Here is a 25,429-nt window from a genome sequence, read left to right on the forward strand (position 1 = left end):
GTGTTATTCCGCTATAAAAAGTTCGATGCCCAGCTTTTGCAGCCCTTCGCGGTATTCCTGGCTGATGCTGGCATCGGTGATGACGGTATCGACCCGGTCCAGCTGCACGATGCGGTGCAGGCTGACGCGGCCGAACTTGGAGGCATCCGTGAGGACGATGATCTTCTTGGCCCGTTCCACCATCTTGTGGTTCAGGCTCGCTTCCGCTTCGTGGTGGGTGGTGACGCCGAACTGCAGGTCGAAGCCGTCCACGCCCAGAAACAGCTTGTCGAAGCTGTAGGCTTGCAAACAGGTTTCCGCCTGGCTGCCCTGGATCGACAGCGACTGCTTGCGCAGCAGGCCACCCGTCAGGATCAGGTCCACGCCGGGTGCGTCCGCCAGTTCCCATGCGATATTGAGGCCATTCGTGGCCACCGTCACGCCGGTCGCATCGCGCAAATGGCGCGCCAGCGAGATGGTGGTGGTGCCCGAGTCGATGATGATGTTGTCGCCCGGTTCCACCAGCCGCGCGGCGAAGGCGCCGATGCGCTCCTTCTGCTCGTGGTTGATGGCATCCTTCTGGCGTATCGTGTGCTCGGGCGGCGGCGTACGCGTCAGCGTCGCGCCGCCGTGGCTGCGTGTGGCCATGCCTTGCGCTTCCAGCGCATTCAGGTCGCTGCGGATGGTGACCGCGGACACGCCGAGTTTTTCCACCAGATCGGTCACTTGCACCGTACCCTGCTGGGCAAGCATTTGGAGGATGGATTCACGGCGTTGGCTGGTATTTCGCATGGTGGCGGGCTCAGTAAAAAATGAAAATATCGAGCTTAACAGATTGCCGCTTCGGCAACGACGGGGAGGGCAGCATTGCGGTTGCAGGCGCGCGCATATTGCGCCAGCAAGCTGCCGATCTTGTGCTCGATCAAGGCCGGCGCCTCGGCTGTCAAGCTGCCCTGCACCACGGCCAGGTACTGTTCTGGCAAATGCTGGCTCAGCAGCGGCAGCGGAATCGTCACGGCGTCCAGGTTGGCCAGCAGCTTGTCGACGGTGGCAGCCACTTCCGGCTCGCCCCAGTAATAGCGGCAACGGTCGCTCAAGCCATAGCGGCGCATCAAACGCTGTTCTTGCGGCGTGCCCAGGTAGTGCTTGATCCAGTTCTTCGGCTTGGCCACCATCACGTCGTCGAGCACCTGCATCAGCTGCGACGTGGCGTGCGCCGGCAGCAGTTCCTGCTCGATCTGGCACAGCGCGTACAGCGCTTCGCGCAGGGCGAAAGTGGCGGCCGGGCCCACTTTCAGGATGGCGAAATGGTCGCGCACCATGGCGTGCAGGGCCGTTTCGCGCTGGTAGTCGGTGGAATGGGCTTCAAACACGAGGCCGGGCTGCTCGGCAACAAAGGCCGACAGCTCGGTGGCGGCATCCGCATCGTAATGCTGGATGCTGCTCTGGTCGAAATCGACGCCCGGCTGCACCACCATGGCGATCACGCGGCGCCAGGCGCCGTGCAAGTCATTTTCCAGGAACGCGCGGCGGTGCACGTCCAGCGTGCGCCGCGCCGCTTGCGGGCTGGTGACGGCGCCGGCCTGCGCCAGCGATGCTTCGCCGCCGGGAATCGGCACTTCCGTGCCGATCACGTAGACGGGCGGCGCGAAGCCGGCCGCGGCGGCCGCCGCTTCGGCGACGATGCACAGGCGCGCCGAGCGGGCCGCCACGGTTTCATCGTCGAGCTGCAAAGGGTCATCAAAGCAGCGCATGCTGCAATCGAGGTGGATCTTGTGGAAACCGGCCGATGCATACGCGGCGATCAGGGTCTCGGCGTGGGCCATCGCGGTGGCCGCATCGAGGTGCTGCCAGGCGTTCGGGCCAAGATGGTCGCCGCCCAGCACCAGGCGGCTGGCGGGGAAACCCTGTTCCCGCGCCAGTGCCAGCATGGTGTCGCGGAAAACGGCCGGCGTCATGCCCGTGTAGCCGCCGAACTGGTCGACCTGATTCGAGGTCGCTTCGACCAGCAGCACGGTGTCGTAGTCGCTGGCCACGCGCATGGCGGCGCGCAGCACGCTCGGGTGGCTGCAGCAGACGGCGTACAGTCCCACGCGTTCGCCGCGGCGGTGCGCCTTGATCACTTGCTGGATCGGGGACAAGGTAAAAGTCGGGTTTTCCACTTGCTTCATCATGTTGACGCCTTTGTATGTTGTCGTATCAAAAGGGCCGCGCCGCGCGCGCCGCCGGCGTCGCCAAAGCGGGGCGGCAAGATGGGCGGCACGTGCACGCCGGGGAATAGATGGCGCTTGACGGCGGCCGGCAGCCTGTCGTACAGGTGGGGCAGCTTGGACAGGCCGCCACCGAGCACGATGACGTGCGGGTCGTAGGCCAGCACCAGGCCGGCCAGCGCGTGGCCCAGCACATCGAGGTGCACGGCGACCGTGCGCTGGGCCACGGCGTCGCCCATGTTGGCGCGGGCCACGATGGCCAGCGGCTCGGCGCCGTCGCCGCCAAAATGCGCGTGGATTTTGCGCATGGCGGGGCCGGAGACATAGCGTTCCAGGCAGCCCGCCTTGCCGCATGGGCAGGGATAGTCGGCCAGGCCATGCTGCGCCATCAGGGTGGCGGGCAGGCTCCAGTGGCCCCATTCGCCGGCCACGCCGTTAAAGCCGCGCAGCAGCTGGCCGCCCACGCAATAGCCGCCGCCGGCGCCGGTGCCGAGAATGGCGCCGAACATGCTGGCGGCATTCTCGGCCGCGCCGCCTTGCGCTTCCGACAGGGCGAAACACTGGCAATCGTTGCCGATGGCGACAGGGCGTTGCAAGGCCTGCTGCAAGGTTTGCGCTACCAGCCGGCCGTTCAGGGCGGGCACGTTGGAGCTCAATTGTCGGCCGCTGGCGCTGTCGATCACGCCGGGCAAGCCGATGCCGACGGGCGCCGTCGTGCCAAGGGCGGCGTCGCCGCGCGCCACCAGGTCGACGATGGCTTGCACGAAGGCGGCAAAATCGTCGCCCGGCGTGGCCACGCGCTCACGGAACACCTCGGTCAGCGCGCCGTCGTGGTCGGCAAAGGCCACCAGCTCCATCTTGCTGCCGCCGATGTCGATGCCGTGGTAGCCCGCGTGGTAGCCCGTTGTCTGATTAGAATTGGTCATGGCCATAGATGGTGACGCCCTGCACGACACGGTTGACGATGCCGCCGGCGAATGGATTGTCGGGGCGCAGTTGCAGCAGCGCGGACTGGTGCAGCGCATATTGCTGCGCCATCAGCAGCCACAATGGCGCCAGCCAGGCGTCGGGCCAGGCCGGTGCGTCGGCCGACAGGTCGCCGCCGATGCCCACCGTCAGGCACGTTTGCGCCACGCTGTCGCGCTGCAGTTCTTTCAATAGGTCGTCTTCGTACTGGCGCGCCAGCGGCTTGCTGCTGCGCAGCAGGATCACCAGGGACTCCGTGGTGACGGCCGATTTCGGGCCGTGGCGGAAACCCAGCGCGGTATTTGCCATCGCCATCACGCGGCCGCCCGTCAATTCCAGGATTTTCAATGCCGCCTCCTTGGCCAGCGCTTCCAGCGGGCCGCTGCCCAGGTAGACCACGCGCTGCACAGGCCGCGAGCCCAGGTCCGCCACGGGGGCGGACCAGTCGCTCAAGGCTTGTTCGCCCAGCTGCGCCAGCGTGTCCAGGCGCGTCCAATCCGTGTCCTTGCCCAGCACCGACAGGGCCGCCAGCAGCATGCTGCTGAAACTGCTGGTCATGGCGAAGCCGCGGTCGCAACTGCCTTCCGGCATCAGCAAGTTATACGTATTGCTGTCATTGGCGCCCTGGCGTGCCAGCTTGCCATCGGCGTTGCAGGTGATGTTCAAAAAACGCGCGCCGGGCACGATCTGGCGCAGCAGTTCCACGGCGGCCAGGCTTTCCGGGCTGTCGCCGCTGCGGGCAAACGAGACGAGCAGGGTAGGCGCGTCCGCTTCCAGGTACAGCTCATGGTGGGTCAGCAGGGTGGTGGTGGCGATGGCGCGGATCTGCGCGGGCCAGGCGGCATTCAGGGTATCGACGACGATTTCGCCTACATAGGCCGAACTGCCGGCGCCCGTCAGGATGACGCGTTGCTGCGGATTGGACAGCGCGTCGCCCAGGAAGGCGGCCAGGCTGGCTTGTTCCTTGCGCAAAATGCTGGCCAGCGCGCGCCAGATGGCCGGCTGGTGCGCGATTTCCTCGGCCGTGTGCAGGCCGCCGATGTCGCGCCAGGTTTGAATGTCACGCTGAAGAAGGGTAGTCATGGAGTGTCAGTAAAGTGTTTGTTGGGGAAAGCATAAATACTAAATTTCGAAAAGTCAAATACGAAAGTAAAGCGAAAGTAAAATGTTTGGTAGCTTGCGAAATAATGTCGTTTTATCTCCGTGAAATCGTGTTGCGGTGCCGCATGAAACCCTGTGGTGCTGCGGCTTGTCGCTGAAATGCGACGATAACGAAAGTATGTTTTGTGACATTTTGATGAAACGTAAGATTAATGCGCCGGTTTTGGGCATTTTATTAATAAATTGCCGCTTTAACTTTCTTTTTATTGACGATATTTATTTTTCTTCTTAAAGTATTTCCATCGCATCAATTTTTGAAAGCCCTCAGATGAAACCTCTCCCGCTTCCCCGCCGCGCCCTTGCCGCCTGTGTTCTTGCCGCCCTCGCCACCCTGGCTGTGCCGGGCCTGCAGGCCGCGGCTATCGGCAATTTGCAGACGATTTCCGCCATGCACGCGGCCGACGTGGCCAAGGGGGAGGGGCTGGGCTGGGACTTGCGCAGCGACACGGGCATGCAGCTGCGCATCAGCCTGCCGCAGGCGGACGTGCTGCGCATCCAGGCAGGCGGCAAGGCGGGCTTGACGGGGCCGGGCGACAAGGCCGCGCCCATCGTCGTGGGCCAGCCTGCCGCGCAGGTGGCGTACCAGCTCAGCGAGCAGTCCGACCATATCCTGATCAGCACCGAAGCCCTGAGCCTGCGCATCGACCGCAGACCGCTGCGCTTTACCCTGTTCCGCAAGGGCGACGCGGTGCCCCTGTGGCGCGAAGTGCAGCCGCTGTCGCTCGACGACAAGCAGGGCGTGCAGGTGCTGTCGAGTTTGCCGGGCGAGCGTTATTTCGGCGGCGGCCAGCAGAATGGCCGCTTCGAATTCAAGGGCAAGCAGGTGCCCGTGTCGTATTCGGGCGGCTGGGAAGAGGGCGACCGGCCGAATCCCGCGCCATTCTTGATGAGTTCACGGGGCTGGGGCGTGCTGCGCAATACCTGGTCTGACGGGCACTACGACTTGCGCGATAACGAGCAGATCTCGCTGCAGCATGCGGAAGGCCGTTTCGACGCGTATTTCTTCGTCGGCAAGGACTTGCGCGACGTCGTGGCCCGCTACACGGACTTGACGGGCCGCGCGCGCATGCTGCCCCGCTGGGCGCTGGAATATGGCGACGCCGATTGCTACAACGATGGCGACAACGTGAAAAAGCCCGGCTCCGTGCCGAAGGGCTGGACGGATGGCCCCACGGGCAAGACGCCCGACGTGGTGGAAACCGTGGCGCGCCAGTACCGCGAACACGATATGCCGGGCGGCTGGATACTGCCCAACGACGGCTATGGCTGCGGCTACACGAATTTGCCGGAAACGGTGAAGGGCCTGGCCGGCTATGGCTTCCGCACAGGCCTGTGGACGGAAAACGGCGTCGACAAGATCGCCTGGGAAGTGGGCCAGGCGGGCAGCCGCGTGCAAAAGCTGGACGTGGCGTGGACGGGCAAGGGTTACCAGTTCGCCATGGATGCGAACAAGTCGGCCTACGATGGCATCCTGAACAATTCCGACAGCCGGCCATTTTTGTGGACGGTGATGGGCTGGGCCGGCATCCAGCGCTACGCCGTGGCGTGGACAGGCGACCAGAGCGCCAGCTGGGATTACATCCGCTGGCATATCCCGACCCTGATCGGCTCGGGCCTGTCCGGCCAGGCGTATGCATCGGGCGACGTGGATGCCATCTTCGGCGGCAGCCCGGAAACCTATCTGCGCGATTTGCAGTGGAAGAGTTTTACGCCCGTCCTGATGGGCATGTCCGGCTGGGCCGCGGCCGAGCGCAAGCACCCATGGTGGTTCGATGCACCGTACCGTGACATCAACCGCCGCTATCTGAAGCTTAAGATGCGCCTCACGCCGTATATGTATACGCTGGTGCGCGAAGCCGAGCAATCGGGCGCGCCGCTGGTGCGGGGCCTGATGTGGGATTACCCGCAAGACCCGGCCGCCTACACGGAAGCCTATAAATATCAATTCCTGCTGGGGCGCGACGTGCTGGTGGCGCCCGTCTACCGTAGCCAGGCCGTCAGCGGCGGCTGGCGCAAGGGCATCCACCTGCCGCAGGGCACATGGTACGACTACTGGGATGGCCGCCAGGCCACTGCCGACGCCAAGGGCCGCGACCTGGATATGCAGGTGACGCTGGACAAGCTGCCGGTGTTCGTGCGCGCCGGCGCCATCCTGCCCATGTATCCGGAAATGCTGTACGACGGCCAGAAACCGAAGGATCAGCTCACGCTGGATATCTACCCGCATGGCGATTCCGAATACTCCCTGTATGAAGACGATGGCAACACGCGCCAGTACCAGGGCGGCGCCTTCAGCCAGCAAATCATCCGCATGCGCCAAACGGGCGGCGATGTGCAGGTCGACATCGGCGCCGTTGATGGCAAGTACCAGGGCCAGGAAGCGCGCCGTAGTTATGCGCTGCGCATGCTGGCGGGGCAGCGGCCAGTAGCGGTCAAAGCTGGCGAGCGATTGCTTGCCGCTGCTGGCGACCGCGCCGCCTACGACAAGGTGGCAGAGGGCTGGTTCTTCGATCCTGCGGATAGGCAAGGCACCTTGCACGTGAAAGTGGCGGCGCAGGATATCCTCCAGCCCTTGATGCTGCAAGTCGATGGCGCGCTGGCCGTGGCTAGACTGGACGCCGACTTCCCGGCCGCTCCCGTGTCGGGCCGCGCCTTGCCGGCCGACGCCATGCAGGTGGTGGCGCGTCCCTTTGAAGAAAACGGTTATCCGCTGGAAAACGCCTTCGATGGCAAGCCGGAGACGTGGTTCCGCACCGTGCGCAGCCCTTCCGTGAAAAGCGGACCGCATGAATGGGTGATCGGCTTCACGGAGCGGCGTCTGGTGGACGGCATCGAACTGGCGCCGCGCAACGATCAGCACTGGAAGCATGGCCAGGTGCGCGACTATGAAATCTACATCGGCGACAACAACGGCGAATGGGGTGCGCCGCTGCAGCGGGGCACCCTCAAGCTGCAGGAAGGCACGCAGACGATCAATTTCCCCGCCACGGCCGGACGCTTGCTGCGCTTCCGCGTCATGAGCACGCAAAATCCGGAAGGCGATGGCGCGGCGTCCACCGACCCGATGGTCACGGCGGCGCAGGCGGGGCCGGTGGCGCGCGCGTTTGATGCGGCGCTGGCCACCGACGTGGCGCCCGTCACCTTGTCCGAATTCCGTGTGCTCGAGCACCGCGTGGCCGAAGGCGCCGAAGTACAGCGCTACCTGTCGGATCTGGCGCTGCCGAAGAATATCGGACGCGACCGGCCGGCTGGCAAGGCGGCCGAAATGCGCATGAACGGGCTGTGGTTCCGCAAGGGCCTCGGCGTGGGACCTGCCAGCCGCATCGACTTGCAGCTGGCGGGCAACTGGAATCTGCTGCGCGCCGACCTGGGCGTGGACGATAGCTGCCGCAGCGCGGGCGGCTTGCAATTCCAGGTCTGGAGCGGTGAGCGGCTGCTGTATGACAGCGGCCTGGTCACGGCTCCCGGGGTGGTCAAACCCGAAATCGACGTGCGCGGCCTGAGCCAGCTCAGTTTGCGCACCCTGGGCGCGCGCGGCGTCCGACCGGCCCAGGTTTGCGGCAACTGGGCCAACGCCGTACTCACTGGCACGGAGGGCGCGACCGTCAAGCCGCGCTAGACACATCATCATTTCACTAAAAACGAGCCCCTCTTCGGACCGGGGAGGGGCTCTTGCAGCCTGACGAAAACAAATCACTTATAAAAAGGGAGATGGGAATGCACTTGAAAAAACTGATGGCCGTCATGGTGGCGGTAGGATTGGCTTCAACGGCGCTGGCAGCGGAGGAGGAGAAGCTGGCGCGCGTCGAAGTGACGGGCTCCAGCCTGAAGCGCATCAACGCGGAAACGGCGTCGCCCGTACAGGTAATCAATGCCAAGCAGATTGAAAACATGGGCGCGCTCACCTTGCTGCAGGTGCTCGACAACCTGCCCGCCGCCCGTCCGGCGCAGCAGGACTTCCGCTCGATGTTTACGGGGTCGGACGGCGGTTCCCAAGCGAACTTGCGCGGTCTGGGGGCGCAGGGCACGCTGGTGCTGCTGAATGGCCGCCGCCTGTCGTTCTATGGCGCGCCGGCCGGCTTCCAGACCATGTTCGTCAATATTGACGCCATTCCCGCCGCCGCCATCGAGCGCATGGAAATTTTGACGGATGGCGCCTCCGCCGTGTATGGCTCCGATGCCGTGGCTGGCGTCATCAACGTCATCACCAAGAAGTCGTATCAAGGCCTGGAAGCGCGCGCCAACGGCGAGTTTTCGCCCAGCGTGAAAGCTTATGGCGAGCGCCAGGCCAGCGTGCTGTATGGCGTGGGCGACATGGTCAGCGACGGCTACAACATCTACGGTTCCGTGAACGTCTACCAGCGCGACCGCATCGCGCTGGCCGATACCTATCGCAAGCGTCCCTCGTATTTTTATGTGAACAATCCCAATTTCATTCCGAATATGCGCGTGGGCGTCGGCAGCGAACCGGGTGTGATGAATCCCGGGACCTTCTTTGTCTTCGACAAGGCCAACAACAATGCGCGCACCCAGCGCGCCGCGCCTGGCTGCAACAACAGCATCACCGAAGCGTCGGGCACGCGCTGCGTGTGGAATGCGCTGCCCAACCAGCTCGACACGGGCCCTACCTCGGAGCGGGCCACGGCATACCTGAGCGGCCGGCTGAAACTGGGCGGCGACATGGAAGCGTTTGCGGAAGGCGCCTTCACCCATATCAAGATGCGTGGCGAAAACGGGCCGTCCAGCTTCAACAGCGGCAGCTCCAACAACTGGTTTGCGCGCAACACGGGCAATACCCTGAACACCTTCGCCACGCCTTTTCTGAGCCCGAACAACGTCTACCTGAAGGGCAAGCTCGATGCCGACATGGTGGCCAGGATGGGCGGCGCGGCAGGCTTGAACTACCTGCTGCAGGATGCGACGGGCCACTTCGGCCAGAAGAATGTCGATGAAAACTACCGCGCGCTGGTGGGCCTGCGTGGCAGCATCGGCGGCGGGTGGGATTTTGAAACGGCGCTCAGCGTGGCGGGCAGCCATTCCACCTTGTTCCAGACGGCGAATATCAACATCAAGGGCTTCGAGCAGGCGTTCGGCCCGTTTACGAAAGACCCCGTCAGCGGCCGCACGTACATCTCGGATAATCCCGCCTACAAGTTCGGCGAAATCAGCGAGGCCAATGCTGCGCTCCTGCGTGCCGCCTATCCGACCTTCGCCATCGAATCGTGGACCAAGCTGATGACCTGGGACGCGAAGCTGGAAGGTACCCTGTTCAAGCTCGGCGAGCGCGAAGTGCGCGCCGCCGTGGGCACCAATATCATGCGCGAGAGCTTCCTCACGCCCGGCAACGCGGATGCGGCCAATGGCTTGATCACGCAGCAGGGCGGTTCCTGGTTCGACGGCAAGCGCACCATTGCCGCCGTGTTTGGCGAAGTGGTCGTGCCGCTCAGCGACACGCTGGAAGTCAATGCGGCCGCGCGCCTGGACAAATACCCGCATTTTGCCGCCAACCTGGCACCGAAGCTGGGCGTGATCTGGCGCGCGCGGCCCGACCTGATGCTGCGCGGGACGTATTCCGAAGGCTTCCGCGCGCCCAACCTGGCCGAAGCGGGGTCGGGCGGCGTCTTTGCGCAGGTGGGTGGCATCCGCGATACGGTGCGCTGCGACGAAACGAATGCCATGGCGCGCGCCTTGATGAAGTCCAGGGTGGCGACGGATGCGGACCTGGGCAAGAGCCTGCTCAATTCGAATTGCTCCACGACGGTGGGCGGCCTGACGCCGCCGAACCAGAATCTGCGTCCGGAAAAAGCCAAGATTTCCACCGTGGGCCTGGTCCTGCAGCCGGCCAAGGACGTGAGCATCTCCATCGATTACTGGTTCATCAACCGCCGCGACGAAATCGTGCGCCAGGATTTCAACGAGCTGTTTACGGAACTGGTGGACAAGTATGGCCCGACCCTGGCCGGCACGCCGAGCGCCATCCGCAATAGCTTGACCGACGCGGATCGGGGCAACATGGCGGCGGTGGCAGCCATGTGCGCCAATCCCGCCAACGCGGGCGTGTGCGCGGGCGGCGTACCGGGCTACTCGGTGGGCAACCTGGGCGGCTTGATCAACTCGTACTCGAACCGCGGCCGCACCCTGATGGACGGCGTGGACATCGATGCGCGCACGCGCTTTTCGCTGGGTGACTGGGGTAAGCTGAGTACCGGCATCGCGGCCACCATCAGCAAGCGCAACACCCACGACAGCCAAGACGGCAGCGACATCAAGGGCAACACCGTCGGCTACTACGATTCGCCGCGTTACCGCGCCACCGTGAATGCCGACTGGAGCTACCGCAACTTCGTCAGCAGCGTGTTCGTCAACTACTCGGGCAAGACGCGCTGGGCCTACGGTCCCTGGGACAAGGACAACACGCCGGAAAACTGCACCGCCGCCTCCGTGGCCCTGCCTGCGGGCCAGTGCAAGGGCGCGCCGTCGTACACCACGGTGAACCTGGCCTTCAGCTGGAAGCCGATCAAGCACCTGGACGTGGGCCTGAACGTGAAAAACGCGTTCAACAAGCAGCCGTACTACGACCCGAATGGCTGGGAAGGCTACAACCATAGCCAGGACCTGTTTGGCCGCCAGTTTGCCCTCTCGGCCAGCTACAAGTTCTTTTAAGGTGTGACACTGCCCCGGCCCGCCCGCGCGGCCTGCGTCGGGGCGGGCCGGGGGATTGTCATGAAAAGAAAAAGACCATATTCCGAAATCAGTAATACGAAAGATAAGCGTAAGTGAAAGGAGATGGTCGTGTCTTCTTTCGCATTTTTCTTCCCCGATTACTGCGCGGATTGTGCGCTTCCGACCATCTCCTTGCGTTCGCGTGTATCTGCCACACCACGATAACGAAAGCAATCTATCGATCCGTTAAGTAAATCGAAAGATAAATCGCCTTTATGTGTTGAGTTTAGCGATAAATTTGCGTTATAACTTTCTTTTTGTTGACGATACTTATTTTTCTTTTTAAAGTAATCCCAAGAAAACGAAAATCAGCCGATACGGACTGATTTCTCGAAAGGTGCAACTGCTTGGCTGCACCGGCCGACGACTACCATAAAAATTGCGTTCCCCCGACTCCGCCCCGGAGCGGGGAGGGCGCGTATAACCCTCGATATAGACGGAGAGACACCATGCATAGCACCCGACTCAAATTGCGCGACATCAGCCGCGCCGCCGCGATCGTGATCGCACTGGCGGCCGGCGTGCCAGGCCAGGCCTGGGCACAGTCGAACGCCACCAGTACCATTTTCGGCGAAGTGAGCGCGCCGGCCGGCGCCACCGTGGTGCTGGAAAACCTGGCGACGGGCGTGCAGCGCACCTTGACGCCGGATAGCTCGGGCCGCTATGTGGCCAACTCCATGCCGCCGGGCCGCTATGCGGTGCGCGTGCTGCGTGCCGGTTCGGTCGAAGCATCGCAGGAAGTCGAAGCGCTGATCGGCGCGGGTGCGGAAGCGAACTTCGGCCCGGCCAGCGTGGCCGGTAGCGTGGGCCAGGAGCAGACCGTCGTGGTGAAAGCGTCGCGCAACCCGATCGACGTGTCGAACACCAATAATGGCGTGATCTTCACCGCCAAGGAATTGAAAGCGCTGCCAGTCGGGAATGATGTGGCTTCCATCGTGCAGCTGACGCCGGGCGTGGCGCGCGGCACCAACAGCGTGTATGGCAATGCGCCATCGATCGGCGGTTCGGGCCAGTCGGAAAACGCGTTTTACGTTAACGGTTTCCCCATCACCAACATACTGACGCAGGTGGGCGCGTCGGAGCTGCCGTTCGGCGCGATCTCCAACCTGCAGGTGCTGTCGGGCGGCTACGGCTCGGAATTTGGCCGTTCCACGGGAGGCGTGATCAACATCACCACCAAGAGCGGCGGCAACAAGGTCGAATTCGGCGGCAAGGTGTCCATCATTCCCCGTTCGCTGAAAGGTGAACCGGAGAACACCTACTATCCGAACACGGGTGCCAATCCCAAGACGGACGGCAATCTGCTGTACTGGAACCGCGACAACGGCAGCACCAGCAAGGTGGTGGGCCTGTATGGCAGCGGTCCCCTGATCAAGAACAAGCTGTTCGCCTTCGTGGCGCTGGAGCAGACGCGCACCGACAGCCAGGCCGTTGCCGCCACCGCCGACTCGGGCTCGGCCCTGGCGCGCGGCTGGAGCACCAGCCAGAGCAAGGTAGACCGGATGATGGCCAAGCTGGACTACAACCTGACGGACGACCATCACTTCGAATACACCAAGCTGTATGACCGCACGAAGACGGACAGCCAGGCGTACGGCTACAGCTACGCCACGCATGCGAGCAATGGCGTACAGGCAGGCAAGGGCGAGACGACGGTCAACTGTTGCGGTTCATCGGCTGCGCCGGGCGCGAACATTGACATCTTCAAGTACACGGGCTATCTGACGGAGAATCTGACCGTGACGGCCATGATGGGCGAATCGCGCACTGCGCACACGCGCACGCCGAATGGCTACAATCCGCTGCTGGCGCAGACCTCGTCGAACACGTCGACCCAGGTACCTGGCCTGACGTACGCCAATCCGCAAACGGTGACGGGCACCCTGGTCGATCCTTCCTCGGAAGACCGCCAGAAAGCCAAACGCCTGGACCTCGAATACAAGCTGGGCAAGCACTCGCTGCGCGGCGGCATCGACCGCATCGACGTGGAATCGAAGGTGGGCCTGAGCCTGGCGGGAGGCTACCGCTGGAGCTATCTGAAAGCGGACGATCCGAACCGCACGATCAACGGCGCGTTTGAGACGCCGGCCCAGGGTGGCGGCTACGGCACGCAGGGCTATTACGTCAGCAAGGACCTGAACGCCAACCTGGCGCGTCCGACCAGCGTGCAATCGGCGCAGTACATCCAGGATCACTACCAGGTCACCGAGCGGGTGCTGCTGGACCTGGGCCTGCGCCGGGAACAGTTCACCAACTACAGCACCGATGGCGTGGCCTTCATTTCGCAGCGCAACATGATCGCCCCGCGCGTGGGCGCCACCTGGGATTACCTGGGCGACGGCACCCTGAAATTCTTCGCCAACGGTGGCCGCTACCACTTGCCGGTGCCATCGAATTTGTCGAGCAATATGGCCAGCCCCTTCCTGGCCACCAGCGAGATGTACACCTACACGGGCGTCGATCCGGTCACAGGCGCGCCAACGGGCCTGCACGCGATCAGCAAGCCGTATTCGGCCAACAATGCGTATGGTCAGAGCCGCGATGCGCGCGAAGTGACGGCCATCGGCCTGAAACCGCTGTCGCAGGATGAATTCTCGCTGGGCTTCGAACGCGCCCTGAGCAAGAAACTGGTGGTGGGCGCCAGCGTCTTGTACCGCAAGCTGAACGACACCAACGATGACGTTTGCGACGCGCGTCCGCTGCAAGCCTGGGCCACGCGCAACAGCGTCGACACGAGCAAATGGGGCGGCTTCCAGTGCGCCATCATCAACCCGGGCCGCGACAACAGCCTGATGGTGGACTTTGACGACGGCAAGGGCTTGCGCCGCGTGGATATTTCGGCGGCAGAGTGGGGCAATCCGCTGCCATCGCGCACCTACCGCGCATTGAACATGTTCGTCGAGCACCCGTACACGAACGGCTGGTACGGCAAGCTGACCTACACCCTGTCCGCGCTGAAGGGCAATATGGAAGGCCAGACGGACAGTATCGGCGGCGGCGACGTGGGCCTGACGGTCAGCGACGACCACAAGGAATTGATGTACAACGCGTATGGCTATCTGCCGGGCGACCATCGTCATGCCTTCAAGGCCTACGGTTTCATGCAGGTTATCCCCGACGTCATGGTTGGCGCCAACCTGTCGCTGACCTCAGGTGCGCCGCGCAACTGCATCGGCGCGCTGCCCGATAACCTGAAGTTCGAGAACGATTACGGCGATTCCTATTTCTACTGCAACGGCAAGCCGGCGCCGCGCGGCAGCCAGGGCCGCCTGCCATGGCAAGCCCAGCTGGACATGAATGTGGCCTATACTCCCAGCGCCGTCAAAGGCCTAAGCCTGAAAGTGGACGTCTTCAATGTGTTCAACAGCCAGACAGTGACCCGCTATAACGAAACGCGCGAAGACCATGGCGCCATCGCCCGCAACTACTTGCAGGTGGCTGGACGCACGGCGCCGCGTTCGGTGCGCTTTACGGCTGAATACACCTATTAAACTGCAGCCGGCCTGCTGTATGGCGGGCCGGCGACGAACATTACCAATGGAAGCGAGAAGAGACCAATGACGACACAATTCAATCGACGCAATTTCCTGTCCGCCAGCGCCGCGCTGGCCGGTGGCGCAATGGCAGGCAGCGCCTTGCTGCCTGGCGACGCCAACGCCGTAGCTGCCGCCGGCCGCGACAAGATCCGCCTGGGCCTGATCGGCACGGGCATGCGCGGCCAGGTGCTGCTGGCTGAACTGGTGCGCCGCGACGACGTGGAAGTGGTCGCCCTGTGCGATATCGAGCCTATCATGCTGAAACATGCGCTGGGCCAGGTGGCCAAAGCCGGCAAGCCGCGTCCGCGCACGTATGGCGAAGACCGCGACACGCAAGCCTACAAGCGCATGCTGGACGCGGGCGGCCTCGATGGCGTGATCATCGCCACGCCGTGGGAATTCCACGCGCCCATGGCGATCGCCGCCATGCAGGCGAAGATACCCGTCGGTTGCGAAGTGGTGGCTGGCATCACCCTGCAAGACCACTGGGATGTCCTGAATACCCAGTTGAAGACGGGTACGCCCTACATGTTGCTGGAGAACGTATGCTACCGCCGCGACGTGATGGCCGCGCTGCAGATGGTGCGCGCGGGGCTGTTCGGCGAACTGCTGCACCTGCAGGGAGGCTACCAGCATGACCTGCGCGCCGTCAAATTCAACAGCGGCAATCCGGCCAAGCCGTATGGCGGCGGCGTGGAATTCGGCGAAAAAGGCTGGTCGGAAGCCCATTGGCGCACGCAGCACTCGGTCGAGCGCAATGGCGAACTGTATCCGAGCCACGGCATCGGCCCGTGCGCCATGTACACCAACATCAACCGCGGCAACCGTTTTACGCGCATCAATGCCTTCGCCACCAAGGCGCGCGGTTTGCACGACTACATCGTCAAGCAGCCAGGCGGCGCGCAGCATGCGAACGCCAAGGTGAAATTCAAGCTGGGCGACGTCGTCACCACGACGCTGGCGTGCGAAAACGGCGAAACCATCATCCTGCAGCACGACACGAGCCTGCCGCGCCCGTATTCGCTGGGCTTCCGCGTGCAAGGCACGGACGGCCTGTGGATGGACTTGAACAACTCGATCCACATCGAAGGCGTCAGCAAGCCGCACCAGTGGGATGACTTCAAGGCCTACCAGGACAAGTATGAGCACCCGGTATGGCGCAAGTACGCGGCGCAAGCGGAAGGCGCGGGCCACGGCGGCATGGACTTCTTCGTCATCCACGCCTTTGTCGAAGCATTGAAGGCCAACGCGCCGATGCCGATCGATATCTATGATGCCGTGACGTGGAGCGCCATTACGCCGCTGTCCGAGCAGTCGATCGCCGCCAACTTCCAGACCCTGGACTTCCCGGACTTCACGGGCGGCCAGTGGAAAGCACGCAAGCCGATCTTCGCCCTCGACGGCAAGTACTAAGCACCATACGCCCGCTACCGCGCCTGCCGCCGTAGCGGGTTTTTTCTATTCCAGGAGACGTTGATGAAACACAGAAGTTCATTATGCTACGCAGTCCTTCCCGCCATGCCCTTGCTGCTGGCAGCCTGCGGCGGCGCCACCGCTACCGCCACCAGCACGGGCGGCACCGCCTTGCTGGCCGCCAGCGTGGCCGCGCCGGCCACGTCCGCCAGCGTGGAACTGGCCGGCAATGCCTTCATCACCAGCGGGAATGAGGGCGCCGTCATCGGTGAACATGGCCTGGCCGGCTGGAGCAATCCGGCTGCCGTCGCCAGCACGTATTTCCGCGTGGCTGAGGCGGGTCCCGTCCAGGTGGCGCTCGACGCCAGCCTGGCCGATGGCGGCAACAGCACCATTCGCGTGAAGATCAACGGCACGCCGTTCGACGTCAAGCTGGCCGGTAAGGCGCGCAAGACCTACGCCGTGGGCACGGTGAACGTGCCGGCGGCCGGCTATGTGAAGGTCGACATGCAGGGGCTGTCGCGCGCAAAGGGCACGTTTGGCGAGGTCGCCGCGCTGAAGGTGACGGCCGGCGCCACGCTGAACTATGCCAACGATCCGGCCAATTACTACTGGTCGCGTCGCGGGCCGTCCGTGCACATGGGCTACACGGTGCCGGCCAATACCGAGTATTTTTACAACGAGATGACGATACCCGTCGGCCAGGACGCCATCGGCTCCTACTTCATGGCCAACGGCTTCGGCCAGGGCTACATGGGCATCCAGGTGAAGTCGCCCAGTGAGCGCTGGATCTTGTTTTCCGTGTGGGATGCCGACAATGGCGCCAAGACCACCCTGGTCAGCAAGGGCGCCGGCGTGGTCGACAATGCGTTTGGCGGCGAGGGCACAGGTGGACAGACTTACCTTTCATATAACTGGACGGCCGGCACCACGTACCGCTTCATCACGCGCGCGCGGCCCGACGGCAAGGGCGGCAGCGATTATTCGGCCTGGTTCTTTGCGCCGGAAACGGGCAAGTGGCGCTACATCGCCACCTGGAAGCGGCCGGCCATCAGCACGTACTTGACGGGCGTGCATTCCTTCCTCGAGAACTTCATCGATACCCTGGGCTACACGGAGCGCCGCGTCCAGTTTGGCAACCAGTGGGCGAGGAACGTTTCCGGCACCTGGTCGGAAGTGACGGCAGGGCGCTTCACGGGCGACGCCACGGCCACCAATGCGCAGCGCATGGATTACGCGGGCGGCCTGGAGAACGGCAAGTTCTACCTGCATAACGGTGGTTTCTTCGCCGATGTCGTGAAAACCAGCCAGAATTTCACGCGGCCCGCGACGGGGCAGGCACCGGCCGTCGATGTGAGCGCCTTGCCGATGCAGTAACTGCAGCAGTGTCAGACGGGCAGCCTCGCGCGTGCTACTGCGCGCATTTGGCATGTATCGTGCAGTTGCAAGAGAAGCGCAATGCAAGTTAGAATGCGAATCATTATTATTTGCAAACTAGGGAGTATGCAACGTGTCGGCTGCCCAACCCGGCGCTCACCAGGAGGTGGGCGGCTTGTATCACGAACACCACCGGTGGCTGCAAGGCTGGCTCAGGCATAAGTTGGGCAACGCCTTTGACGCGGCCGACGTGGCGCATGACACCTTCATGCGCCTGCTGAACCGCGACGTGGCCATCGCCGCGCGCGAGCCGCGGGCCTTTTTGACGACGGTGGCCAAGGGCGTGCTGGGTAATCTGTACCGCCGCCGCGACCTGGAAGCGGCCTACCTGGACACCCTGGCCAGCTTGCCGGCACAGCACGCGCCCGATCCCGAAGCGCAGGCGATTCTGCTCGAAGCATTGTTCGACATCGACCGCCGCCTCGATGGCCTGGCGCCGGCCGTGCGCCGCGCCTTCCTGCTGTCGCAGCTCGATGGCATGCCGCAGGCGGCCATCGCGCTGGAACTGAATATCTCGCTGGCCACCGTGCAGCGCCACCTGGTCAAAGCCATGCACCAGTGTTTCTTTTGCCAGCCGGCGCCGTGATGGGCGCCTTCACGCCGGAAGCGGCCAGCCTTCAGGCCGTGGAGTGGCTGGTGCGCCTGCAGGCTGGCGACGCCACGCCGGAAGTGGAGCAGGCATGGCGCGCCTGGCGCGGCAGTGACCCGGAAAACGAGCAAGCCTGGCTGCACGTGGAAGGCTGCATGGCGCGCATGCGTGCCTTGCCCGCGCCGCTGGCGCATGGCACCCTGGCGCGCAAACCGATCCATGCGCAGGCCAGTGCCGCGCGCCGGCAGTCGCTCAAGTTGCTGGCACTGCTGGCAGTGGGCGGCGGTGCCTGGCTGGCGGGCGGCGATGAACAGGCAAGATGCTGGCTGGCAGATTACCGCACGGCCACGGGCGAATTGCGCCACATCGTGCTGGCAGACGGCACGCACATCGCCTTGAATACGGCCACCTCCATCGACGTGCGCCATGATGCAGGCCAGCGCCTAGTGACTGTATTAAAGGGCGAGATCATGGTCAGCACGGCGCGTGATCCTGCCGGCCGGCCTTTTATCGTGCAGACGGCTCAGGGCCGCTTGCAGCCTGTAGGCACGCGCTTTGCCGTGCGCGCCGGTGGCGAGGCCACGCGCCTGGGCGTGTTCGCGGGCGCTGTCGACATCATGCCAAAGCTGGCGCCCGGCGCCGTGCAAAGGCTGTACCCCGGCCAGCAAACGATGTTCACGGCGGATCGCATGGGGGCAGTCGAGGCCTTGCCTGCCGGCGCGGATGCCTGGACGGCGGGCATGCTGGTAGCGCACGACATGCCGTTGGCCGACTTTATCGGCGAGCTCGCGCGCTACCGTCATGGGCGTCTGGCTTGCGATCCGGCCGTCGCCCAGCTGCGCGTGTCCGGCATCTACCCGCTGGCTGATACGGGGCAGGTGCTCGACATGCTGACGCGCACCTTGCCCATCGATGTGCGCCAGAGCACGCGCTTCTGGGTGACCGTGGTGCCGCATCGGAAGAATTCATGATTATTTTCTGAAAAGTGAGGGGTTTGCGATTTTCGCGTGACATAGCAAGTGAACCCTTCATTCACTTTCAGGAAACCAGTCCGCATGCCCAGCACAACACCTATTTACGCTTCTTCCGTTTCCAGCACATGCCGCCGCAGCGTGGCGGCACTGGCCGTCAGCCAGGCCCTGTGGCTGCTGGCCGCCAGCGGCGCTTCGGCTGCCGCACCCCTTGCCCAGGCAGCCAATGCGGCGCGCATCGAACTGGCGATACCAGCCGGCACCCTGGAACAGGTACTGGTGCGCTTCGGCCAGCAGACGGGCACCATGATTTCCTACCAGGCAGCCGCGCTGGCAGGCAAGCGCAGCGCCGGACTGACAGGCAGCTACAGCGTGGCTGAAGCGCTGGGCGCCATCGTCGCCGGCTCGGGCCTGCGCGCTGTGCCACAGGCGAATGGCGGCTATGTGCTCGACGTGGCGCCGGCCGACGGCGGCCAGACCATGCCCGAGACGAAGGTCACCGCCAGCGCCGATGCCAACGGCGCGACGGAAGGCAGCGGCTCGTATACGACGCAGAGCATGCGTTCGGCCACGCGCCTGGGCCTGTCCGTGCGCGAGACGCCGCAAGCCGTCAGCGTGGTCACGCGCCAGCAAATGGATGACCAGAACCTGCAAACGGTGGAAGACGTGCTGCAAAACGCGGCCGGCGTGGCCATCAACCGCTACGACAGCGACCGCACCTCGTTTTTTGCGCGCGGCTTTTCCATCGCCAGCTATCAGTATGACGGCATCCCCACCACGGTCGACAATGCGTTCAGCGTGGGCGACAGCACGCTGGACATGACGGCCTACGACAGGGTCGAGATCGTGCGCGGCGCCACGGGCCTGCTGACGGGCGCGGGCGAACCGTCGGCCACCATCAACCTGGTGCGCAAGCGCGCATCGTCGACGCAGCTGGCCGGCGCGGCGTCCCTGAGCCTGGGGTCCTGGAACAATGCGCGCGTCAGCGCGGACCTGTCCACGCCGTTGACTGCAGATGGCAAGGTGCGTGGCCGTTTCGTGGCCAGCTACCAGGACAGCGAATCATATGTGGATCTGTACCACGGCAAGAAGGCCATGGCGTATGCCACCGTGGAAGCGGATCTGGCGCCAGGCAGCGTGCTGATCGCCGGCTATGAATACCAGGATAACCGCCCGCGCGGCGGCATGTATGGCGGCTTGCCGCTGTGGTATGCAAATGGCGAGCGCGCCACGTTTTCCCGCTCCGCCACCACGGCCACCACCTGGAGCCGCTGGTTCAGCACCAGCCAGACGGCTTTCTTGCGCCTGGAGCAAAGCCTGGGCAGCGGCTGGAACCTGACGGCCATGCTGAATCACGGCTGGGGTAATTATTCGGCGGCCGAACTCTTCGCCAATACCTGGCCGGACAAGGCCACGGGGCAGGGCGTGACGGGCTACTCGGGCTTTTACTCGGGCACGCGGCGCCAGGACAGCGTCGACACCTATGTACAGGGGCCGGTGCAACTGCTGGGCCGCACGCACGACCTGGCGTTTGGCGTTTCGGGCAGCAACCAGTTCTCCAGCAATCCGGGCATTGCCGGCGGCAGCGTCGATTACGGCAATTTTGAGCGGTGGCAGGGCGTGACGCCGGAGCCGGACTGGAACGATCCCGGCTTCTCGCGCTGGAAGCTGCTCGACACGGTGCAGCAGCGCGGCATCTACGGCACGGCGCGCCTTTCTCTGGCCGACCCTTTGAAACTGATCGTCGGCGCGCGCTACAGCCGCTACAAGGCTGATCACGTCGATGACTGGGGCGGCAGCTACGCCTACGCCAAGCATGCCGTCACGCCGTACGCGGGCCTGGTGTGGGATATCGATGCGCAGCATGCGCTGTACACCAGCTACAGCAAGATCTTCAAGCCGCAGGGCTATCAGGACCGGTTTGGCCGCTATCTCGACCCGGTGCAGGGCAAGAACGTGGAAGCGGGCGTGAAGGGCGAGTATTTCGGCGGAAAACTCAATGCGGCGCTGGCCGTGTTCCGCATCGCGCAGGATGGCCTGGCGCAGGAAGATACGGGCCATGTTGTCGGCAATTCGCTGACGCAGGCGTATTTCGCGGCATCGGGCACCACCAGCAAGGGTGTGGAACTGGACGTCTCGGGCGAGCTGGCAAAGGGCTGGAACGTGTCGGCCAGCGTGTCGCATGCAGCGGCCGAGGACAGCACTGGCGCGCGCCTGAACAGCTATGTGCCGCAAACCCTGGCGCGCGTGTTTTCCACGTATCAGCTGCGTGGCGACTGGCGGGCGCTATCGGTGGGCGGCGGCGTGAACTGGCAGAGCGGCGCCTACCGCGACGCCACGGGCCCGAACGGTGTCGAACGCGTGGAGCAGGCCGGTTACGCCGTGGCCAGCCTGATGGCGAAATACGCGCTGTCGCGCCAGCTGTCGCTGCAGGCAAACGTCAACAACCTGTTCGACAAGCATTACTACAGCCAGCTCGGCATGTACAACCAGGCTTACTGGGGCGCGCCGCGCAACGCCAGCGTGACCCTGCGCTACATCTTTTGATGCATCAGAGTGGCCAGGCCTGCTTGGTGACGGCCACGCCGACGATGTAGGCAAACAGCAGCACGGCGCCGGCAAACGCGGCGCCGCGCACGGCCGGCGTCTTGCCCCGTTTCAGGGCGATGGTGCCCAGCACGATGTAGCCGACCAGCGCGCACAGCTTGGCGGCCAGCCACGGCTGGCTGCCGGGCGACTGGCCGCTCCACACGGCCAGGGCGATGGCGCTGGCCAGCAAGGCCGTGTCGACCAGATGCGGCAGCACCTTCACCCAGCGCTGCTGCAGCTTGGCCGGGGCGCGCAGCATCCAGGCGCCGCGCAACAGGAAAAGAAAGCCGCTGGCGGCGGCGCAACCCATGTGGAAATGCTTGAGGCTCAGATAATCCATGCGTGATGTCGGGGGCGTTGATTGACGGTGGCGACAGCATAGCCGCCTTTGGCGCGCCGCGCCATACGCCGTCGGGATGAGGCGCTCCTGTCTGCGCTCCTAAGGCAGGAATTTGACGTACACGAGTTCCGCATCGCCTTCATCGAGATGGTCGATCCGGCCGCTGCGCACGAAGCCCGCCCTGGCGAACAGCTGTTGCGCGACCAGGTTGGAGGCGTTCGTCGACGTGAACAGTTTCGCTGTCGCGCACGCGTCTTCGGCGGCCGCCAGCAGGCGCAGTCCCACGCCGCGCCGCTGCTGCCCGGGAGCGACCGCCACCAGCGAGACAAAACCGTAGCCGAAGAAGTCCTCGTGCAGCAGCGCATAGCCGGCGACCTGGCCGGCCCGGATGGCGACCATGCATAGATCCCTGTCGACGGCGGTGCGCACGGCGTTGCCCCGCTCCGGGTGCGCCTGTGCATAGGCATCGCAGGCCAGCATGGCTTCCACGTCGCCAGGCCTGGCCACGCGGGTAATGATTTGCTCTGGTTCGTGTCCGTTCTCCATGCCGCTCCTTTTTCCAGGCGTCGAGTGTGCCAAAAACGCGTCCTTTTGTAAAATACCCGCCATCCAGGCTAGTCCCACACCCCGCCATCTAGTCACTTTTGCCGATACGGCTATCCAGATTGCCTTTCCAGAATCACCCTGTGGCCAATAGTGCCTTTCCCCTCTGCCACGTAAGCTGGTCGGGACGGCTGGCCAGACGGCCAGTGCATTCATGGAGAAACATCGTGGCTACCCTAGATGGCACTAAGAACAACAGTAGTAACAAGGCAGTCGAACCGGGCATGCGGCGCAAGCAGGCGTCCGTGCTGATCAGCAGTACCTTCGCGTTTACCATCTGCTTTGCAGTCTGGATGATGTTTGCCGTACTGGGCATCCCCATCAAGACCAGCCTGGGCTTGACGGAAACGCAATTCGGCCTGCTGGCCGCCATGCCCGTGCTGACGGGCTCCCTCGTGCGCGTGCCCCTGGGCATCTGGACGGACAAATACGGCGGACGCCGCGTCTTCTTCTTGCTGATGCTGGCCAGCGTGGTGCCGATCTACCTGATTTCCTACGCCACCGCCTACTGGCACTTCCTTGTGCTGGGCATGTTCGTGGGCCTGGCGGGCGGCTCGTTTTCCGTCGGCACGCCGTATGTGGCGCGCTGGTATGAAAAGGAGCGCCGCGGCCTGGCGATGGGCATTTTCGGCGCCGGCAACTCCGGTTCCGCGCTGACCAAGTTCGTCGCGCCGGGCATCGTCGCCGCCTTCGGCTGGCAAATGCTGCCGAAGGTGTATGCGGTAGCCATGCTGGCCACGGCCATCATCTTCTGGCTGTTTTCGTACACGGACAAATCGCACCTGGCGCCATCGGGCGAGAGTTTTTCGGCGCAGATGAAAGTGCTGAAGGATCCGCGCGTGTGGCGCTACTGCCAGTATTACTCGGTGGTGTTCGGCGGCTACGTGGCGCTGGCGTTGTGGATGACGAAGTACTACGTGGCCGAATACGGCTTTGATTTGAAGCACGCGGCGCTGCTGGCTGCCTGCTTTTCGCTGCCGGGCGGCGTGCTGCGCGCGCTGGGCGGCTGGATCTCGGACAAATATGGTGCGGCCAAAGTCACCTGGGCCGTGATGTGGGTGTGCTGGGTGTGTTTCTTCCTGCTGTCGTATCCGCAAACGCAGATGGTGGTGGAAACCGTCACGGGGCCGCTGGCCTTCCATATCGGCCTGTCGCCGCTGTGGTTCACCGCGCTGCTGTTCATTGTCGGCATCGCCATGGCTGTGGGCAAGGCGTCCGTCTTCAAGTTCATCGGCGATGATTTTTCCGACAACATCGGCGCCGTCTCGGGTGTGGTGGGCCTGGCCGGCGGTCTCGGTGGCTTCGTCCTGCCCGTGATGTTCGGCGCCCTAGTGGACTTCACCGGCGTGCGTTCGAGCGCCTTCATGCTCCTGTACGGCACCGTCTGCGTTTCCCTCGTCTGGATGTATTTCTCGTTCAAGCCGCTGCGCGCGGCACCAACCAATCAACCTGCAGGAGTAACGTTATGAGTAACCCCGTGAGCCGCTACATGATCAATACCTGGGAGCCGGAAACCCCGAGTTTCTGGCAAAAAACGGGCAAGGCCACGGCCGCGCGCAATCTGTGGATTTCGATTCCCGCGCTGCTGCTGGCGTTCGCCGTGTGGATGGTGTGGAGCGTGGTGGTGGTCAACCTGCCCAACATCGGCTTCACCTACAGCAATAACCAGCTGTTCTGGCTGACGGCCTTGCCGGGCTTGTCCGGCGCCACCTTGCGCATCTTTTATTCGTTCATGGTGCCGATCTTTGGCGGCCGCCGCTGGACAGCCATTTCCACGGGGTCGCTGCTGATTCCCGCCATCGGCATCGGCCTGGCCGTGCAGGATGTGAACACGGGCTATCCGACCATGCTGATCCTGGCGCTGCTGTGCGGCTTCGGTGGCGGCAACTTCGCCTCGTCGATGGCCAACATCAGCTTTTTCTATCCGAAGGCGAGCAAGGGCTTCGCGCTGGGCATGAATGCGGGCCTGGGCAACCTGGGCGTGTCGGTGGTGCAGTTCGTCGTGCCGCTGGTGATCACCTTCGCCGTCTTCGGCGCCTGGGGCGGCGATTCGCTCACCTGGGTCAAGAATGGCGTGAGCAAGGACATGTGGCTGCAAAACGCGGGCTTCATCTGGGTGCCATTCATCGCGCTGTCGACCTTGCTGGCCTGGTTCGGCATGAATGACCTGGCCTCGGCCAAGGCTTCGTTTTCCGAGCAGGCCGTGATCTTCAAGCGCAAGCACAACTGGCTCATGTGCTGGCTGTACACGGGCACCTTTGGCTCCTTCATCGGTTATTCGGCCGCGTTTCCGCTGCTGATCAAGATCCAGTTCCCTGACGTGAATCCGCTCGATTACGCCTTCCTGGGCCCCCTGGTGGGCGCGCTGGCGCGCGTGGCCGGCGGCGTGATTTCCGACAAATTGGGCGGCGCCAGAGTCACCCTGTGGTCCTTCCTCTTGATGATAGGCGCCGTGCTGGGCGTGCTGTACTTCATGCCGCAAGCGGGCGTGGGTGGAAGCTTCAGCGGTTTCTTCTGGATGTTCATGCTGCTGTTCGCCGGCACGGGCATCGGCAATGCGTCGACCTTCCGCATGATCCCCGTGATCTTTTTGACGGAGCACCAGCGCGCGGCAGCCGGCAAGGGCAAGGTGGCGCAGGAGCAAGCCATCGTCGACGCCAACAAGGAAGGCGCGGCAGTCCTGGGCTTCACGTCGGCCGTGGCGGCCTACGGAGCATTCTTCATTCCGAAAAGCTATGGCACCTCGATTTCGCTGACGGGCAGCCCTGACGCGGCCCTGTGGTGCTTCATCGGCTTTTATGTGAGCTGCATCGCGATCACCTGGTGGTGCTATGCGCGCAAGAACGCGCCCATGCCTTGTTAAGTGAGCAGAACGCCTGGCAAGTCCTGCTTGCCGGGCGTTGTACAAAGTA

The 25,429-nt window shown here is 63.8% G+C and carries 16 protein-coding genes; 10 read left to right on the forward strand and 6 right to left on the reverse strand.

Annotation, left to right across the window (positions count from 1 at the left end):
- Positions 1-3: 3 nt before the first annotated feature.
- From ACQ4W0_RS17760 to ACQ4W0_RS17775, 4 genes are read right to left on the reverse strand one after another with little or no spacing between them, the layout of a single operon-like run.
- Positions 4-771, reverse strand: coding sequence for a DeoR family transcriptional regulator (locus ACQ4W0_RS17760; protein ID WP_102120467.1), 768 nt, complete (start codon positions 769-771; stop codon positions 4-6).
- A 35-nt stretch (positions 772-806) separates the two neighbouring features.
- Positions 807-2,150, reverse strand: coding sequence for a D-tagatose-bisphosphate aldolase, class II, non-catalytic subunit (locus tag ACQ4W0_RS17765; RefSeq protein ID WP_436578052.1), 1,344 nt, complete (start codon positions 2,148-2,150; stop codon positions 807-809).
- Positions 2,150-3,115 carry an ROK family protein gene (locus ACQ4W0_RS17770; RefSeq protein WP_436577933.1) on the reverse strand — a complete coding sequence of 322 codons (966 nt, stop codon included), beginning with the start codon at positions 3,113-3,115 and terminating at the stop codon, positions 2,150-2,152. Before ACQ4W0_RS17770 ends, ACQ4W0_RS17765 begins: the two co-directional genes overlap by 1 nt.
- Positions 3,102-4,238, reverse strand: coding sequence for an AgaS family sugar isomerase (locus tag ACQ4W0_RS17775; protein ID WP_436577934.1), 1,137 nt, complete (start codon positions 4,236-4,238; stop codon positions 3,102-3,104). The genes ACQ4W0_RS17770 and ACQ4W0_RS17775 overlap by 14 nt, the downstream gene beginning before the upstream one ends.
- A gap of 346 nt (positions 4,239-4,584) precedes the next feature.
- Between ACQ4W0_RS17775 and ACQ4W0_RS17780 the strand changes: the two genes are divergently transcribed.
- The 8 genes from ACQ4W0_RS17780 (at position 4,585) to ACQ4W0_RS17815 (ending at position 21,532) form a co-directional block, all read left to right on the forward strand.
- Positions 4,585-7,935, forward strand: a complete 3,351-nt coding sequence (locus ACQ4W0_RS17780) for a TIM-barrel domain-containing protein (RefSeq protein WP_436577935.1) — start codon at positions 4,585-4,587, stop codon at positions 7,933-7,935.
- A 98-nt stretch (positions 7,936-8,033) separates the two neighbouring features.
- Positions 8,034-10,979, forward strand: a complete 2,946-nt coding sequence (locus ACQ4W0_RS17785; protein ID WP_436577936.1) for a TonB-dependent receptor plug domain-containing protein — start codon at positions 8,034-8,036, stop codon at positions 10,977-10,979.
- A 509-nt stretch (positions 10,980-11,488) separates the two neighbouring features.
- Positions 11,489-14,530 carry a TonB-dependent receptor gene (locus ACQ4W0_RS17790; RefSeq protein ID WP_436577937.1) on the forward strand — a complete coding sequence of 1,014 codons (3,042 nt, stop codon included), beginning with the start codon at positions 11,489-11,491 and terminating at the stop codon, positions 14,528-14,530.
- Between the two features lie 66 nt (positions 14,531-14,596).
- Positions 14,597-15,988, forward strand: a complete 1,392-nt coding sequence (locus ACQ4W0_RS17795) for a Gfo/Idh/MocA family protein (RefSeq protein WP_436577938.1) — start codon at positions 14,597-14,599, stop codon at positions 15,986-15,988.
- Between the two features lie 63 nt (positions 15,989-16,051).
- On the forward strand, positions 16,052-17,365 hold the full coding sequence (locus ACQ4W0_RS17800; RefSeq protein ID WP_436577939.1) for a DUF3472 domain-containing protein: 1,314 nt from the start codon (positions 16,052-16,054) through the stop codon (positions 17,363-17,365).
- Positions 17,366-17,498: 133 nt separating this feature from the next.
- Positions 17,499-18,011, forward strand: a complete 513-nt coding sequence (locus ACQ4W0_RS17805) for a sigma-70 family RNA polymerase sigma factor (protein ID WP_436577940.1) — start codon at positions 17,499-17,501, stop codon at positions 18,009-18,011.
- Entirely contained in the window at positions 17,984-18,985 is a 1,002-nt protein-coding gene (locus ACQ4W0_RS17810; RefSeq protein ID WP_436577941.1) for a FecR domain-containing protein, read from the forward strand. The genes ACQ4W0_RS17805 and ACQ4W0_RS17810 overlap by 28 nt, the downstream gene beginning before the upstream one ends.
- Positions 18,986-19,069: 84 nt before the next feature.
- Positions 19,070-21,532 carry a TonB-dependent siderophore receptor gene (locus tag ACQ4W0_RS17815; protein WP_436577942.1) on the forward strand — a complete coding sequence of 821 codons (2,463 nt, stop codon included), beginning with the start codon at positions 19,070-19,072 and terminating at the stop codon, positions 21,530-21,532.
- A 4-nt stretch (positions 21,533-21,536) separates the two neighbouring features.
- Here the strand turns inward: ACQ4W0_RS17815 and ACQ4W0_RS17820 are convergent, their stop codons facing one another.
- A complete protein-coding gene (locus ACQ4W0_RS17820) occupies positions 21,537-21,914 on the reverse strand; it encodes a SirB2 family protein (protein ID WP_436577943.1) in 378 nt (125 codons plus the stop codon).
- A gap of 99 nt (positions 21,915-22,013) precedes the next feature.
- Positions 22,014-22,460 (reverse strand): GNAT family N-acetyltransferase, encoded by a 447-nt coding sequence (locus tag ACQ4W0_RS17825; RefSeq protein WP_436577944.1) that lies wholly within the window; start codon positions 22,458-22,460, stop codon positions 22,014-22,016.
- A 281-nt stretch (positions 22,461-22,741) separates the two neighbouring features.
- Here ACQ4W0_RS17825 and ACQ4W0_RS17830 point away from each other — a divergent pair, with 281 nt between their 5' ends.
- Together ACQ4W0_RS17830 and ACQ4W0_RS17835 are read left to right on the forward strand one after the other, a co-directional pair.
- Positions 22,742-23,986 (forward strand): MFS transporter, encoded by a 1,245-nt coding sequence (locus ACQ4W0_RS17830; RefSeq protein WP_436578053.1) that lies wholly within the window; start codon positions 22,742-22,744, stop codon positions 23,984-23,986.
- Between the two features lie 8 nt (positions 23,987-23,994).
- Complete coding sequence (locus ACQ4W0_RS17835; RefSeq protein WP_436578054.1) at positions 23,995-25,380, forward strand: NarK family nitrate/nitrite MFS transporter; 1,386 nt, start codon at positions 23,995-23,997, stop codon at positions 25,378-25,380.
- Positions 25,381-25,429: the final 49 nt, after the last annotated feature.

The organism is Janthinobacterium breve, from assembly GCF_051380895.1.
Classification (GTDB): Bacteria; Pseudomonadota; Gammaproteobacteria; order Burkholderiales; family Burkholderiaceae_D; genus Janthinobacterium.

Bases quoted from the DNA above. Each gene is read 5' to 3' on its own strand.
- ACQ4W0_RS17760 (WP_102120467.1), bottom strand. From the start codon at position 771: ATGCGAAATACCAGCCAACGCCGTGAATCCATCCTCCAAATGCTTGCC.
- ACQ4W0_RS17765 (WP_436578052.1), bottom strand. From the start codon at position 2,150: ATGAAGCAAGTGGAAAACCCGACTTTTACCTTGTCCCCGATCCAGCAA.
- ACQ4W0_RS17770 (WP_436577933.1), bottom strand. From the start codon at position 3,115: ATGACCAATTCTAATCAGACAACGGGCTACCACGCGGGCTACCACGGC.
- ACQ4W0_RS17775 (WP_436577934.1), bottom strand. From the start codon at position 4,238: ATGACTACCCTTCTTCAGCGTGACATTCAAACCTGGCGCGACATCGGC.
- ACQ4W0_RS17780 (WP_436577935.1), top strand. From the start codon at position 4,585: ATGAAACCTCTCCCGCTTCCCCGCCGCGCCCTTGCCGCCTGTGTTCTT.
- ACQ4W0_RS17785 (WP_436577936.1), top strand. From the start codon at position 8,034: ATGCACTTGAAAAAACTGATGGCCGTCATGGTGGCGGTAGGATTGGCT.
- ACQ4W0_RS17790 (WP_436577937.1), top strand. From the start codon at position 11,489: ATGCATAGCACCCGACTCAAATTGCGCGACATCAGCCGCGCCGCCGCG.
- ACQ4W0_RS17795 (WP_436577938.1), top strand. From the start codon at position 14,597: ATGACGACACAATTCAATCGACGCAATTTCCTGTCCGCCAGCGCCGCG.
- ACQ4W0_RS17800 (WP_436577939.1), top strand. From the start codon at position 16,052: ATGAAACACAGAAGTTCATTATGCTACGCAGTCCTTCCCGCCATGCCC.
- ACQ4W0_RS17815 (WP_436577942.1), top strand. From the start codon at position 19,070: ATGCCCAGCACAACACCTATTTACGCTTCTTCCGTTTCCAGCACATGC.
- ACQ4W0_RS17820 (WP_436577943.1), bottom strand. From the start codon at position 21,914: ATGGATTATCTGAGCCTCAAGCATTTCCACATGGGTTGCGCCGCCGCC.
- ACQ4W0_RS17825 (WP_436577944.1), bottom strand. From the start codon at position 22,460: ATGGAGAACGGACACGAACCAGAGCAAATCATTACCCGCGTGGCCAGG.
- ACQ4W0_RS17830 (WP_436578053.1), top strand. From the start codon at position 22,742: ATGCGGCGCAAGCAGGCGTCCGTGCTGATCAGCAGTACCTTCGCGTTT.